This is a genomic window from Kitasatospora sp. NPDC001132 (assembly GCF_053598415.1).
The window spans coordinates 111,799-127,335 of the sequence record NZ_JBSFKF010000003.1 but is presented as its reverse complement, the minus strand read 5'-3'; the positions used below and the strand labels follow the sequence as shown (position 1 = coordinate 127,335).

The following is a 15,537-nucleotide window of genomic DNA, read 5'->3' as shown; positions in this document are numbered from 1 at the left end:
ATCCTGGAGTGTCATGCGTACTCGAATCACCGCCCTGGCCCTGTCCGGACTGACCTCGGCCGCCCTCGTGTTGGGTGCCGGCTCCGCGGCCTACGCCTCGCCCGTCGCCGACCACCACACAGCCGCCGTACCGGCGGAGGCCCAGGGTGAATGGGTCGACGGGCTCCTCCGTGCGGCGGCGGAGGGCAGCGGTAGAGCCACCCATACCTGGAACTTCGACAGCCGTGGTGCCGTCCCGTCCGAACTGGTGGCCCGTCAGTCCTCGCGGACGGAGGGCACCAAGACAGTGACGGCGACGGCCGAAGCGCCCGCGGCCAAGGCCCCGGCCAAGGCCCCGGCCGCGGCTCCGGCCAAGGCCCCGGCGGCGGCCCCGGCGGCGGCTCCGGCCGCGGCCCCGGCGGTGGCTCCGGCCCAGGCCCAGGCCCAGGCCCCGGCCGTCGCCCCGGCCGCGGCTCCGGCGGCGGCTCCGGCCGCGGCGGCGGCTCCGGCCCAGGCCCAGGCCCAGGCCCCGGCCGTCACCGCCGCCGAGCCGGGCGGGGAGGAGCCGCCGGCCGCGGAAGGAACCGAGCCGGGCGAGGAGGACGGCGAGCGCGGTCGGAACACGGCCCTGCCGTCGACGTTCGGGTACCTCGACCGACTGGGCGAGCTGGACCGACTGTCGGGCCTCACCGGCAAGCACTGCCACCACCACCACGCCTGCCACTGCAACCCCTGTGACCACGGTGGGGGCGAGGGCCCCGGCGACCACGGTGGGGGCCACGGTGGTGGCGGCAACCAGTCCGAGAGCCAGAGCCAGAGCCAGAACCAGAACCAGAACCAGTCACAGTCCCAGAACGGCCAACAGAGCCAGGACCAGAACGTCAACGTGACGGTCGTCGTCCAGAACACCGTCGTCAACACCGTTGACAACAACGCGAACAACAGCGCCACCGCCAGCGCGAACAACTCCTCGCAGAACACGGCGAGCAACAGTCAGTCGGCCTCGCAGACCAACAACATCTCCAATGTGAACAAGGCCAAGTACAGCGAGGGGCCGGGGCACGGGCCGAGCCACCCGAGCCACCCGAGCCACCCGGGCCACGAAGGCCATGAGGGGCACGAGGGCCACGGAGGTCACGAGGGCCACCACGGCGGCCACGAGGAGGAGCACGGCTGGCACCACTGGGAGCTGGCGGAGACGGGGAGCGACACCTCGCCGGCCCTGTTCGGCCTCTCGGCGGCGCTCATCGCGGCGGGTGCGGTGGCCATGCGCGCCGGCCGGCGCTCCGACCGGAGTGCCCGGTGACCGACCGACGGATCTGACCGGCTGGCGGACGGGCGGTGCGCGTGGCGCACCGCCCGTCCGTCGCATGTCCACCGGACCGGCTCAGCGCAGCTCGGCGGGCGGCGTGCGGTCCGGGTCCATCGGCTCCTCCCGGACGAGGCTGCCCCAGACGGCCATCCGGTACAGCGAGGTGTAGACCGGCGTGCAGGTCGTCAGGGTGATGTAGCGGCCCGGCCCGCCGTACGGCGAGCCGACGGGGACCGGGGCGATGACACCGGTGTCGTCCTTGGCGGTCTCGGGCAGCGTGGCGTCGACGCGGTAGACGTACCAGCGGTCCCTGGTCTCCACGACCAGCGGGTCGCCCGGCCGCAGCCGGTCCAGGTCGTGGAACCTGGCGCCGTGGCCGTCGCGGTGGGCGGCCAGGGCGAAGTTGCCCGAAGCCTCCCACGGCATGGCCGAGCGGTACGGCGCCGTGTAGGCTCCGGCGACCCCGTCCGCGAGGGTCTCCCCGTCGGTACCGACCTTGATCAGCACCTGGTAGCCGGCGCCCAGGGCCGGGACGTGGAGGAAGCCGACGGCGTCGCCCTGGCCGAGCGGCGGTGCGGCGTCGGTCGGCGGGGCGGCCGGGGCAGGGGCCGACCAGGACTGGCGCAGCCGGGCGGCGGAGAGGTCCGCGTGACGGTCGGCCGTGAGGTTCGTCCACCACAGCGAGTGGACGACCAGCAGGGCGAGCAGCACGCCGAGGGTGAACAGCAGGTCGCCGAGCGCGCCGATCGCGAGCCGCAGGGGGTGTCGGCGCGGGGCTCTCCGCTCGGCCGGGTGCTCGGTCGCCATGGGGTCGTCCCTTCGGGCGGGAGTGCGGGGGGAGGGGGCGGGCGGGGCCGCGCCGGGCACCGCCCCGGCGGGCGTCCCGGCCGGCCATGCGTACTCCACCGCGCCGTCGAGCCGGCGGGCAAGCCGACACGCCACGCCGCGCCCCGGGGGCGCGCCGCCCGGCCCGCCGGCGCTCGGGCGGACCGGGCCCGTGGCATGCCCGGCGGGGCGGCCCACAGGCGCGTAACCTGCTTGGGCGGACGGATGGAGGGGTCGATGGCGGTGGAGGAACAACGGGCCGGGAGCCGGGTCAGCCGGCCGGAGAACCGGCTGGTCCGGCGCGGGTTCACCGACCCGGCGCGGGCGGTGCGGCTGCTGGAGGGCCCCGGGCTGGAGGGCCTGGCCGACGACCCCGTGCTGCTGGACGCGCTCGGCGCCACCGCCGACCCCGACCTCGCGCTGCTCGGCCTGGCCCGGCTGCTGGAGGCCGCCGACGAGGCCGACCGGCACACCCTGCGCGACACCCTCACCACCTCCAAGCCGCTGCGCGACCGGCTGCTCGGCGTGCTCGGCGTCTCCACCGCGCTCGGCGACCACCTGGCCCGGCACCCGCACGACTGGCACGTGCTGGTCACCTTCGAGCTGCGCGACATGCACCCCGGCCCGGAGGACTTCCGCCGCGCCCTCGCCGAAGGCGTCCGCGCCGACCTGTCCCTCGGCCCCGCGAACGCGCTGCGCGTCGCCTACCGCCGCTGCCTGCTCGCCATCGCCGCCCGCGACCTCACCGGCACCACCGACCTCGCGCAGGCCGCCGCCGAACTCGCCGACCTGGCCGGCGCCACCCTCCAGACGGCCCTGGACCTCGCCGCCGAGCAGGACCCGGAGGCCGCCGCGGCCTGCCGGCTCGCGGTCATCGGCATGGGCAAGTGCGGCGGCCGCGAACTCAACTACGTCTCCGACGTGGACGTCATCTTCGTCGCCGAACCGCGCGAGGGCGTCGAGGAGCACGACGCGGTCAAGGCCGCCACCCGGCTGGCCGCCGCCCTCACCCGGCTCTGCTCGGACACCACCGGGGAGGGCACCATCTGGCCGGTGGACGCCAATCTGCGCCCCGAGGGCCGTAACGGCCCGCTGGTGCGCACCCTGGCCAGCCACCTCGCCTACTACCAGCGCTGGGCCAAGACCTGGGAGTTCCAGGCGCTGCTCAAGGCCCGCCCGGTCGCCGGGGACGCCGAGCTCGGCGCCGCGTACGTCGAGGCGCTCGCCCCGATGGTCTGGCAGGCCGCCGCCCGGGAGAACTTCGTCGCCGACGTCCAGCAGATGCGCCGCCGGGTCGTCGACTCCATCCCGGCCACCGAACTGGACCGCCAGCTCAAGCTCGGCCCGGGCGGGCTGCGCGACGTCGAGTTCTCCGTACAGCTGCTCCAGCTCGTGCACGGCCGCACCGACCCGGCGCTGCGCAGCGGCAACACCCTGGAGGCGCTGGCCGCGCTCTCCCGCGGCGGGTACGTGGGCCGGGCGGACGCCGCCTCGCTGGACACCGCGTACCGCTTCCTGCGCTCGCTGGAGCACCGCATCCAGCTGTACCGGCTGCGCCGCACCCATCTGATGCCCACCGCCGAGGAGGACCTGCGCCGCCTCGCCCGCTCGCTCGCCGCGCTGATCAACGACGACACCCGCGCCGACCCGGTGGCCGCCCTGCAACGCGAGTGGAAGCGGCACGCGGTGGAGGTCCGGCGGCTGCACGAGAAGCTGTTCTACCGGCCGCTGCTCGACGCCGTCGCCGAACTGCCGCCGGGAGCCACCGGGTTGACCCCGGAAGCGGCCCGGGCCCGGCTGGAGGCGCTGGGCTACGCGGACCCGGCGGCCGCGCTGCGCCACCTCAGCGCGCTCGCCTCTGGGGTGAGCCGCAAGGCCGCGATCCAGCGCACCCTGCTGCCGGTGCTGCTCGGCTGGTTCGCCGAGTCCGCCGACCCGGACGCCGGGCTGCTCAACTTCCGGCAGGTCTCCGACGCGCTCGGCCGCACCCCCTGGTACCTGCGGCTGCTGCGCGACGAGAGCGCCGCCGCCGAACAGCTGGCCCGGGTGCTGTCGGCCGGCCGGCTCGCGCCCGACCTGCTGCTGCGCGCCCCCGAGGCGGTGGCCATGCTGGGTGACCCGCAGGGCCTGGAACCGCGCGGCCGGGCGGCGCTGCAGTCGGAGGTGCTGGCCGCCGTCGGCCGGGCCGGCTCCACCCGGGCCGCGGTGGCCGCCGCCCGTTCGGTGCGCCGCCGGGAGCTGTTCCGTACCGCCGCCGCGGACGTGCTCGGCCGGCTCGGGGACGACCCCGCCGAGGCGCTGGACACCGCGGGGGAGGCGCTCACCGCGCTCAACGCCGCCACCCTGGGCGGCGCGCTGCGCGCCTGCGTCGCCGGATGGGAGGCCGAGCACGGGGACCTGCCGACCCGGATCTCGGTGATCGCCATGGGCCGCTTCGGCGGCCACGAGCTGGGCTACGGCTCGGACGCGGACGTGCTCTTCGTCCACGAGCCGCTGCTCGGCTCGCTGGAGGAGGAGGCCGCCCGGGCCGCCCAGGCGGTCTGCCACGAGCTGCGTTCCCAGCTGGGCGCGCCCTCCACCGAGCCGCCGCTGCTGGTCGACGCCGACCTGCGGCCGGAGGGCCGCAGCGGACCGCTGGTGCGCACCCTCGCCTCGTACGCGGCGTACTACCGGCGCTGGTCGCACGCCTGGGAGAGCCAGGCGCTGTTGCGGGCCGAGCCGGTGGCCGGGGACGAGGAGCTGGGCACGCGGTTCCGGCAGCTGATCGACCCGCTGCGCTACCCGGGCGGCGGGGTGCCGGAGCGCGACGTGATGGAGATCCGCCGGATCAAGGCGCGGATCGAGGCCGAGCGGCTGCCGCGCGGGGCCGACCCGACCACCCACACCAAGATCGGCCGGGGTGGGCTGGCGGACGTCGAGTGGACGGTGCAGCTGCTGCAGCTCCGGCACGGGCACGAGCTGCCGGGCCTGCGCACCACCCGGACCAGGGCGGCCCTGGCGGCCGCCGTGGCGGGCGGGCTGGTCGAGCCGGAGGACGCCGAGGTGCTGGACGCGGCCTGGGTGCTGGCCTCCCGGGTGCGGGCGGCGGTGATGCTGGTGCGCGGGCGGCCGGGGGACAGCTTCCCGGGGGAGGCCAGGGAGCTGGCCGGGGTGGCCCGCTACCTCGGGTACGGCTCCGGGCACAGCGGCGAACTGCTGGACGACTACCGGCGGACCACCCGTCGGGCCCGGGCGGTGGTGGACCGGCTGTTCTACGGCGTCGGCTGACGGGTCGACCGGCGGGCGCGACCGAGGGACGAGCGCCGGCGGGTACGCGGAAGGGGCCCCTGTTCAGGGGCCCCTTCCGGGAGGTCCTGGGGACGGGCCTAGCGGCGGGCGCTGCTGACCGCGGGCTCGCTCCACTGCTCGGGGACGGTGATCGGCTGCTCGGCCACCGCCTCCCGGGCGGGCACCTTGGGCAGTCGGTACACCCACTCGTGGTACATCCAGCGGGCGGCGAGGAAGCCCACCGCCAGGCAGAGTACGCCGCCGACGGCGTCCATCCAGAAGTGGTTGGCGGTGGAGACGATGACCACCAGGGTGGCGGCCGGGTAGAGCAGGCCGAGCACCCTGACCCACGTCCGGCGGGCCAGGAAGAAGATCGCCAGACCGCACCACATCGACCAGCCGATGTGCATGGAGGGCATCGCCGCGTACTGGTTGGAGACGTGTGCGGCGGGCCCGGAGGCCATCGAGCCCCAGGTGCCGTGGACCTTCACGGTGTCGATGAAGCCGCCGTCGGTCATCAGCCGGGGCGGGGCCAGCGGGAAGAAGTAGAAGCCGACCAGGGCGATGCCGGTGGTGACGAACAGCACCGAGCGGGCCGCGACGTAGCGCCCGGGGTGGCTGCGGTAGAGCCAGACCAGCACGCCGATCGTGATCACGAAGTGCAGCGTCGCGTAGTAGTAGTTCATCCCGGTGATGAGCCACCCGACGCTGTCCACGGCGTGGTTGATCGAGTGCTCGACGGCGATGCCCAGGTGGTGCTCCAGGTCCCAGATCCAGCTGGCGTGCTTCTGGGCTATCGCTTCCTGTTCGGGAACCGCGTTGCGCACGATCGAGTAGATCCAGTAGCTGATCCCGATCAGCGCCAGCTCGAACCAGATCCGCGGCCTGGCCGGTGAGCGGCGCTGGGCGCTGATGTGCGCGCGCAGGGCTGCGGGACGGGACTGGGCGGCACGGGTGGCTCCATCGGGCAGGCGGCCGGGGACGGCCTTCGCTGCTTCGGAACCGCCACCGCTCGCCGCGTCGGCGCGCCCGGCGCCGCCTCGCTGGATCTCGGTCGGTTCCCCCATGGACGGCAAGTCTGCCAGACCGCTCGTAGCCGTCTGCTCATCCTCTGGAAGTGGATTCTTCACCGGCTGTCCCCCTTGAGGGCTACGGGCCGGCTCCCACCGGGGTAGGGGGTGTTCGGGGGTTGGGTGCATACCGGTGGGACGGACATACGTCCCATTGTCACGCTCGTCGCTCCAGGGGAGTAACCGGGGTGGTCGGAGACGGTCACCCACCTGGAACTTCCCGCTACGAAACGGTTTCTGCATCTTGCTGAAACATATTGCAGGCCGCTAGCTTCCTGGGAAATCGATCGACCCTTCCCCTAAGGGAGCCCTCAGTGGCCGATGCCCCGCTCCGCCCCCGACGGAGCACTGCCCGACGAACCACCGGCCGTCGCAGACCGCCCGGCCGCACGGCCGTCCTGCTGGCCGCCGCACTGACCGCCGCCACCCTCGGCAGTGCCCCCGCGGCCCTCGCCGCCGCCCCGCCGGCCCCGCCCTCGGACGCCGCGCTGGCGGCCACCGCCGGGCGGCACGACCTCAGCCGCGAGCAGTTCTACTTCGTCCTGCCCGACCGCTTCGCCAACGGCGACGCCGCCAACGACACCGGCGGCATCACCGGAGGGCGACTGGAGAACGGCTTCGACCCCGCCGACAAGGGCTTCTACCACGGCGGCGACCTGGCCGGGCTGATCCAGCGGCTCGACTACATCCAGAACCTCGGCACCACCGCGATCTGGATGGCCCCGATCTTCAAGAACAAGCCGGTGCAGGGCAGCGGGGCCGACGCCTCGGCCGGGTACCACGGCTACTGGATCACCGACTTCACCCAGGTCGACCCGCACTTCGGCACCAACGAGCAGCTCAAGGAGCTGATCGCCAAGGCGCACGCCCGCGGCATCAAGGTCTTCTTCGACGTCATCACCAACCACACCGCCGACGTCATCGACTACGCCGAGAAGCAGTACGGCTACCGTTCCGCCGGCGCCTACCCGACGCTCGACGCGGACGGGAACCCGGTGGACGAGACCGCCGTCGCCGATGCCGGCTCGCCCTGGCCGAAGACCACCGGGGACTCCTTCCCCTACACCCCGGTCTTCCGCACCCCGGCCGACGCCACGGCCAAGACCCCGTCCTGGCTCAACGACCCGGCGCTCTACCACAACCGGGGCGACTCCACCTTCGTCGGCGAGTCCGCCACCGAGGGCGACTTCAGCGGCCTGGACGACCTCGACACCCAGAACCCCAAGGTGGTGAAGGGCTTCGAGAAGGTCTACCAGCAGTGGGTCAAGGACGCCGGCGTGGACGGCTTCCGGATCGACACCGTCAAGCACGTCAACATGGCGTTCTGGCAGCAGTGGGCCCCCGCGCTCAAGGACTTCGCCGCCAAGCAGGGCAACAAGAAGTTCTTCATGTTCGGCGAGGTCTACTCCGGGGACCCGGCGGTCACCTCGCCGTACGTCACCAAGGGCAGGCTCCAGGCCACCCTGGACTTCCCGTTCCAGGGCGCGGCCCGCTCCTACGTCTCGCAGGGCGGCTCGGCGCGCAACCTCGCCGACGTCTACGCCCAGGACTACCGCTACACCAGCGCCGACACCGACGCGTACGAGCTGCCGACCTTCCTCGGCAACCACGACATGGGCCGCTTCGGCTCCTTCCTGCTCGCCGACAACCCGGGTGCCGACGAGGCGACCCTGCTGAAGAAGGACCGGCTCGCCAACGAGCTGCAGTTCCTCACCCGCGGCCAGCCCGTCGTCTACTACGGCGACGAGCAGGGCTTCACCGGCGCGGGCGGCGACAAGGACGCCCGGCAGGACATGTTCGCCTCGCGCACCGACTCCTACAACGCCGACCGGGTGCTCGGCGGCCCCGCCGGCCCGGCCGACCGGTACGGGCAGGGCGGCGAGCTCTACCAGGGCGTCGCCGGGCTGGCCAAGCTGCGCCGGGACAACCCGGCGCTGGCCGACGGCGCCCAGATCGAGCGGTACGCCGCCGACGGCGCGGGCGTGTACGCCTTCTCCCGGATCGACGCCGGGCAGCAGGTCGAGTACCTGGTGGCGGTCAACAACGCCACCGAGGCGAAGACCGTCACCCTGGACACCTTCTCCGCGGGGATGGGCTTCGACCGGATCCACCCGTCCGCGGGGGAACGGATCACCAGCGGCGCCGACCGCAAGGTGACGGTCACCGTGCCGGCGCTCTCCTCCGTGGTGTTCAAGGCGGGCGGGAAGCTCGCGGCCGTCGGTTCGGCGCCGCAGCTCTCGGTGCAGCCGCCGGCCGACGGCTCGACCGGGCTGGTCACCGTCGGCGCCACGACGGACAAGGGCTTCAACCGGGTCAGCTTCGCCGCGCAGATCGGCAACGGGCCCTGGCAGACCCTGGGCACCGCCGACACCGGAAAGTACGCGGTGACCCAGGACCTCGGCGCCGTCGCCCCCGGCACGGTGGTGCGCTACAAGGCCGTCGTGCAGGACTCCAGCGGCCACCTGCGGTCCGCCACCGCGAGCTTCACCACCGGCGCCCCCGCGCCCAAGCCGGTGCCCACCGCCGGCTCCCGCCCGTACGCCGTCGTCCACTACAACCGGCCGGACGGCGACTACGACGGCTGGAACCTCTACGCCTGGGGCGGCCTCGCCGACGGCGAGTCCACCCAGTGGCCGGCCGGGCACGCCTTCACCGGGCGGGACGCGTACGGCGCCTTCGCGTACGTGCGGCTGAAGCCCGGCGCCTCGGACGTCGGGTTCATCGTGGAGAAGGACGGCGTCAAGGACGTCGACGCCGACCGGCACCTCGACGTCGGCAGCACCGGCGAGGTGTGGCTCCGGCAGGGCGACCCGGCCGTGCGCACCGCCGACCCCGGGCCGCCGAACAGCCAGCCCGCGAACACCGCCGTCATCCACTACAACCGGGCCGACGGCGACTACGACGGCTGGGGCCTGCACGACTGGACCGGCGCCGCCGCCCCCACCGACTGGGGCAAGCCGCTGGCGCCGGCGCGCCGCGACGCCTTCGGCGCCGTCTTCGAGGTGCCGCTGGCCCCCGGGGCGACCAGCCTCAGCTACATCCTGCACAAGGGCAACGACAAGGACCTGCCCGCCGACCAGTCGCTGGACTTCGCCGTCAACGGCAAGGAGGTCTGGATCCTGGGCGGCCGCGAGGGCTACCTGCTGCCGCAGAACCCGGCCGCCTCCTCGCAGGTCGACCTCGCCGCCGCCAAGGCCCAGTGGATCGACGCGCGGACCGTCGTCGTCCCGGCGAACTACGGCTCGGGCGACGACGCCCTGGCCGGCGGCACCAGCGCCCAGCTGGTGTACGACCCCGAGGGCGGCATCCGGGCCGACCGGGGCGCGCTGACCAAGCCCGGCAAGTGGCTGCGGCTCACCCCGGTCAAGGGCGGGCTGACCGACGCGCAGAAGGCGAAGTACCCGCACCTGACGGGCTACCGGGCCTTCACCGTGGACCCGAGGGACACCGCCCGCGTCCCGGCCGCGCTGCGCGCCCAGCTGCTGTTCACCGAACACCTGCCCAGCGGCGCGGTGTCGGCCGCCACCGGCGTGCAGATCCCGGGCGTGCTGGACGACCTGTACGCCGGGAAGACCGGCAAGGTCGACTTCGGGCCGGCCCACTACAACGGCAAGGTGGCGCTGTCGCTGTGGGCGCCGACCGCGCAGGAGGTCTCCGTCCAGGTCTACGACAGCGCCACCGGGGGCACCCCGAAGACGCTGCCGCTGAAGCTGGACGACGAGACCGGGGTGTGGGAAGTCGTCCGTGACAAGCGCGAGTTGGACGGCAAGTGCTACCTGTACCAGGTGAAGGTCTGGGCGCCCTCGGTGCAGCAGGTCGTCGTCAACACCGTCACCGACCCGTACTCGGTGGCGCTGTCCACCGACTCGAAGCGCAGCCTGGTCGCCGACCTCGACGCCAGGGAGCTCAAGCCGAAGGGCTGGGACGACCACGCCCGCCCGCAGGCCGTCCCGCCCGCGCAGCAGCAGATCCAGGAACTGCACGTCCGGGACTTCTCGGTCGAGGACTCCACCGTCCCGGCCGCCGAGCGCGGCACCTACCTGGCGTTCACCGAGTCGGACTCGGCCGGGATGCGGCACCTCCGGGAGCTCGCCAAGGCCGGGGTGACCACGGTGCACCTGCTGCCGACCTTCGACATCGCCACCGTCCGGGAGAACCGGACGGACCAGAAGCTGCCCGCCTGCGACCTCAAGTCCCTTGCGGCGGACGGCCCCAAGCAGCAGGAGTGCGTGGCGGCCGTGGCCGCCGACGACGCGTACAACTGGGGCTACGACCCGCTGCACTACAACGTGCCCGAGGGCTCCTACGCCACTGACCCCAACGGGGTGGCCCGGACGGTGCAGTTCCGGCAGATGGTGCAGGCGATGCACGCGGCCGGGCTGCGGGTGGTGCTCGACGTGGTCTACAACCACACCGCCGCCAGCGGCCAGGCCGAGCACTCGGTGCTGGACCGGGTGGTGCCCGGCTACTACCAGCGGCTGGACGCCAACGGCAAGGTGACGACGGACAGCTGCTGCTCCGACACCGCGCCCGAGCACGCCATGATGAACCGGCTGGTGGTCGACTCGGTGACGCTGTGGGCCCGCGAGTACAAGGTGGACGGCTTCCGCTTCGACCTGATGGGCCTGGACCCGAAGTCCACCATGCTGGACGTGCAGGCCGCGCTGCGGAAGATGACGCCGGACTCGGACGGCGTGGACGGCCGGAACGTCCTGCTCTACGGCGAGGGCTGGAACTTCGGCGTGGTCGCCAACGACGCCCGGTTCGTGCAGGCCACCCAGGTCAACATGGCCGGCACCGGCATCGCCACCTTCGACGACCGGATCCGGGACGCCGCCCGCGGCGGCAACTTCATGCTGAACTCCGCCCAGCAGCAGGGCTTCGCCTCGGGCCTGTACACCGACCCGAACGGCTCGGCCGCGAACGGCACCCCGGAGGAGCAGAAGGCCCGGCTGCTGCACCAGATGGACCAGCTGAAGGTCGGGCTGACCGGCAACCTGGCCGGCTACTCCTTCACCGACAGCTCGGGCAAGCCCGTCACCGGTGCCCAGGTCGACTACAACGGTGCCCCGACCGGGTACGCGGCCAAGCCCGGCGAGGCGGTGGAGTACGTGGACGCCCACGACAACACCGATCTCTTCGACGCGCTCGCGTACAAGCTGCCGACCGGCACCGCGCCCGCCGACCGGGCCCGGATGCAGGCGCTCGGGCTCTCGCTGACCGCGCTCACCCAGGGCGCGGGCTTCGCCCAGGCCGGCAGCGACCTGCTGCGCTCCAAGTCGCTCGACTCCAACTCCTACGACTCGGGGGACTGGTTCAACGCGATCCACTGGGACCCCGCCGACGGCAACGGCTGGGGCCGCGGCCTGCCGATGGCGAAGGACAACCAGGAGCAGTGGGCGGCGGCCCGATCCCTGCTGGCCGACCCGGAGCTGACCGTCGGCGCGGCCGACATCCGGGCGACCTCCGCGCAGTACCAGGAGTTCCTGCGGATCAAGCAGTCCTCGCCGCTGTTCTCGCTGCCGACCCTGGCCGCCGTCCAGCAGCGGCTCTCCTACCCGCTCTCCGGCACCGCGGGTGAGACGCCCGGGGTGATCACCCTGCACCTGGACGGCACCGGGCTGCCGGGGGCGGAGAAGGGCATCACGGTGGTCTTCAACGCCACGCCCGCGGCGCAGGCGCAGACCGTGCCGGCGCTGCGGGGCACCGGTCAGGCGCTGCACCCCGTCCAGGCGGGCGGGGCGGACCGGGTGGTGCAGCGGTCCGGCTTCGACGCCGCGACCGGGACCTTCACCGTGCCGGGCCGCACCGTGGCGGTGTTCGTCCAGCGCTGACGGTCCGACACCGGTCGGTCCGACACCGGTCCGTCCGGTGAGGGTGCGCCCGGTGCGGGTTCGTCCGACACCGGTTCGTACACCTCTGCAACTCCCGGGCCCCGTACCACCGTTCTGGTGGTGCGGGGCCCGGCTGCGTGTGGGGGAGGGCCGGTTCCGTTCCGGGCGCACTCTGGCCGGAAACCGTCGATGGCACGGCCGGAACTGTGACGTGCCGGGTCTGCCGGGCGCTGTCGGCCACCCGCCGCCGGGGGAAGCGGACCTGAGTGCTGGTCACCGACATCCGGCAGTGATCGAACTTTGTTCGGGGCATGAAAACCGTGTTCACGAGTTCGTCGCGGGGTAACACAACTGACGAACCGGCCTGCATACGGTTTCGGTAATGAATCGGCCAATCCGTGGCATGCATCTGTCATTAACGGCTCGTTTGCTGCCACGATTCCCCCGGCTGTAGACGAGGGGGCCCCACCCCCCGGTGCAGCCGTTCCAGTTCAGGTGCAGCGCGTCCCGACCCTGCAACGAGTTGTGAGCACCGCATCCCGCACTCCCGTCGCACCCGGCGGGGGCCCCCACTGCGCCGCAACCGCGGCCCAGGTTTTCTCTCCACCGTGCGCGACCCAGCGCCGGTCGGAAAAGGAGTCCGCATGTCCCGTTACGCTCACGCCCGGAAGGCGGCGGTTGTCATGGCCGCCTCCACCGCGCTGCTGGTCACCGGGTTCCCGGTGATCGCCCAGGCGGCCACCCCGGACGCGCCGGCCGCCGTCGCGGCCCAGCAGGCCGGCCGCGCCCAGCTGATCTCCGTCGCGAACCAGCAGACCGCCACCCTCGCCCAGAGCCTGGGCCTGAGCGGCGAGGAGAAGCTGGTCACCAAGGACGTCATCCAGGACGCGGACGGCACTCGCCACCTGCGGTACGAGCGCACCCTCAACGGACTGCCCGTCCTGGGTGGGGACCTGGTGGTGCACCAGGCGCCCACCGGTGCGACCAAGAGCGTGGACCGGGCCAGCACCGCCTCGCTGAGCGGTGTCAGCACCACGCCGAAGCTGGCCGCGCCGGCCGCGCAGAGCGCCGCGCTCGCCGCCGAGTCGGGCACCGCGGTCGACACCGCGCCGCGCCTGGTGGTCTGGGCCGCCGACAACAGCCCCCGGCTGGCCTGGGAGACCGTCGTCTCCTCCACCAAGTCCGACGGCACCCCGAGCAAGATGCACGTCGTCACCGACGCCACCAGCGGCCAGGTCATCCAGCAGTGGGACGGCATCGAGACCGGCTCCGGCAAGGGCGTCTTCGTCGGCAACGTCACCATCGGTACCACCCAGTCGGGTTCGACGTACCAGATGAAGGACGCCGCCCGCGGCGGGATGTACACCACCAACCTGAACCACGGAACCTCTGGCACCGGCACGCTGTACAGCAAGTCCACCGACACCTGGGGCGACGGCACCGTCAACAACGGCGAGTCCGCCGCGGTCGACGCCCACTTCGGCGTCGCGGCCACCTGGGACTACTACAAGAACACCTTCGGCCGCAACGGCATCCGCAACGACGGTGTCGGCGCCTACAGCCGCGTCCACTACGGCAACAACTACGTGAACGCGTTCTGGGACGACTCCTGCTTCTGCATGACGTACGGCGACGGCAGCAACAACACCGCTCCGCTCACCGAACTGGACGTCGCGGGCCACGAGATGAGCCACGGCGTCACCGCGGCCACCGCCAACCTGACCTACTCCGGTGAGTCCGGCGGCCTCAACGAGGCCACCTCGGACATCTTCGGCACCATGGTCGAGTTCTCCGCCAACATCCCGACCGACAACCCCGACTACCTGATCGGTGAGTTGATCAACATCAACGGGAACGGCACCCCGCTGCGCTACATGGACAAGCCGTCCAAGGACGGCGCCTCGGCCGACTACTGGTCCTCCACCGTCGGCAACAAGGACGTCCACTACTCGTCCGGCGTCGCCAACCACTTCTTCTACCTGCTGTCCGAGGGCAGCGGCGCGAAGGTCATCAACGGCGTCAGCTACGACTCGCCGACCCAGGGCAACATCACGGTCACCGGCATCGGCCGGGACAAGGCGGCGGCCGTCTGGTACCGCGCCCTGACCACCTACATGACCTCCAGCACCAACTACGCCGCGGCGCGCACCGCGACGGAGAAGGCGGCCACCGACCTGTACGGTGCCGGCAGCGCAGAGCTGACCGCGGTCAGCACCGCCTGGGCGGGCGTCAACGTCGGCACGGCGCCCTCCGGCGGCGTGACCGTCACCAACCCGGGCAACCAGTCCACCGCCGTGGGCGGCGCGGTCAACCTCCAGATCAGCGCCACCGGCGGCACCGCCCCGCTGACCTACACCGCGACCGGCCTGCCCACCGGCCTGTCGATCTCCTCCTCCGGCGCGATCACCGGTACCGCCTCCACCGCGGGCACCTACAACGTGACCGTCACCGCGAAGGACTCGGCCGGCAAGACCGGCAGCACCAGCTTCACCTGGACCGTCTCGACCGGTGGCGGTGGCTGCACCCCGGCGCAGCTGCTGGGCAACACGGGCTTCGAGACCGGTACGGCCACCCCGTGGACGGCGTCCAGCGGCGTGATCGACAGCAGCACCTCCCAGGCGGCCCACAGCGGCTCCTGGAAGGCGTGGCTGAACGGCTACGGCTCCACCCACTCGGACTCGCTGTCGCAGACGGTGACCATCCCGGCGGGCTGCAAGGCGACGCTGAGCTTCTGGCTGCACATCGACACCGCCGAGTCGGGCAGCACCGCGTACGACAAGCTGACCGTGTCGGTCAACGGCACCACGCTGAAGACCTACTCCAACGTGGACGCCGCGGCGGGCTACCAGCAGCGCACCTTCGACCTGTCGTCCTACGCGGGCCAGACGGTCACGGTGAAGTTCGCCGGGACCGAGGACGCCTCGCTCCAGACCAGCTTCGTGATCGACGACACCTCCGTCCAGACCGGCTGAGCCCGGACCGGCTCCTGACGGGCCGGTGAACCAGGACAGGTGAGGGGCCCGGTGGCTACGGCTGCCGGGCCCTTGTCGTGCCGGGGTGTCGTCGGACCGGGGTCCTGTCGTGCCGGGGGCCCTTGTCGTGCGGGGTTCGTCGGACCAGGGGCCCCGTCGTGCCGGGGTCTTGACGGTCCCTCCGGGCGCCTCTAGGTTCAGCGCTGCAAGTTTCCGGCAAGTTACAGAAAACCCCTGCAGACTTCGCCCCCTTCGGCTGCCCCACCCCAGCCACCCTC

At 72.7% G+C, this 15,537-nt stretch carries 6 protein-coding genes; 4 read left to right on the top strand and 2 right to left on the bottom strand.

Features of this window, described 5'->3' with window-relative positions; translation table 11 throughout:
- Positions 1-13 precede the first annotated feature (13 nt).
- Positions 14-1,285 carry a hypothetical protein gene (locus tag ACWDBE_RS04950; RefSeq protein ID WP_449807225.1) on the top strand — a complete coding sequence of 424 codons (1,272 nt, stop codon included), beginning with the start codon at positions 14-16 and terminating at the stop codon, positions 1,283-1,285.
- Between the two features lie 81 nt (positions 1,286-1,366).
- Here the strand turns inward: ACWDBE_RS04950 and ACWDBE_RS04945 are convergent, their stop codons facing one another.
- A complete protein-coding gene (locus ACWDBE_RS04945) occupies positions 1,367-2,098 on the bottom strand; it encodes a class E sortase (RefSeq protein ID WP_449789255.1) in 732 nt (243 codons plus the stop codon).
- 255 nt (positions 2,099-2,353) lie between these two features.
- On the opposite strand from ACWDBE_RS04945, the gene ACWDBE_RS04940 reads away from it, so the two are divergent.
- Positions 2,354-5,383, top strand: a complete 3,030-nt coding sequence (locus ACWDBE_RS04940) for a bifunctional [glutamine synthetase] adenylyltransferase/[glutamine synthetase]-adenylyl-L-tyrosine phosphorylase (RefSeq protein ID WP_449789256.1) — start codon at positions 2,354-2,356, stop codon at positions 5,381-5,383.
- A gap of 98 nt (positions 5,384-5,481) precedes the next feature.
- Here the strand turns inward: ACWDBE_RS04940 and ACWDBE_RS04935 are convergent, their stop codons facing one another.
- On the bottom strand, positions 5,482-6,450 hold the full coding sequence (locus ACWDBE_RS04935; protein WP_449789257.1) for a phosphatase PAP2 family protein: 969 nt from the start codon (positions 6,448-6,450) through the stop codon (positions 5,482-5,484).
- A 317-nt stretch (positions 6,451-6,767) separates the two neighbouring features.
- Here ACWDBE_RS04935 and pulA point away from each other — a divergent pair, with 317 nt between their 5' ends.
- Both pulA and ACWDBE_RS04925 read left to right on the top strand, forming a co-directional pair.
- Positions 6,768-12,287, top strand: a complete 5,520-nt coding sequence (gene pulA / locus ACWDBE_RS04930; RefSeq protein WP_449807224.1) for a pullulanase-type alpha-1,6-glucosidase — start codon at positions 6,768-6,770, stop codon at positions 12,285-12,287.
- Between the two features lie 644 nt (positions 12,288-12,931).
- On the top strand, positions 12,932-15,259 hold the full coding sequence (locus ACWDBE_RS04925; RefSeq protein WP_449807223.1) for a M4 family metallopeptidase: 2,328 nt from the start codon (positions 12,932-12,934) through the stop codon (positions 15,257-15,259).
- Positions 15,260-15,537 lie beyond the last annotated feature (278 nt).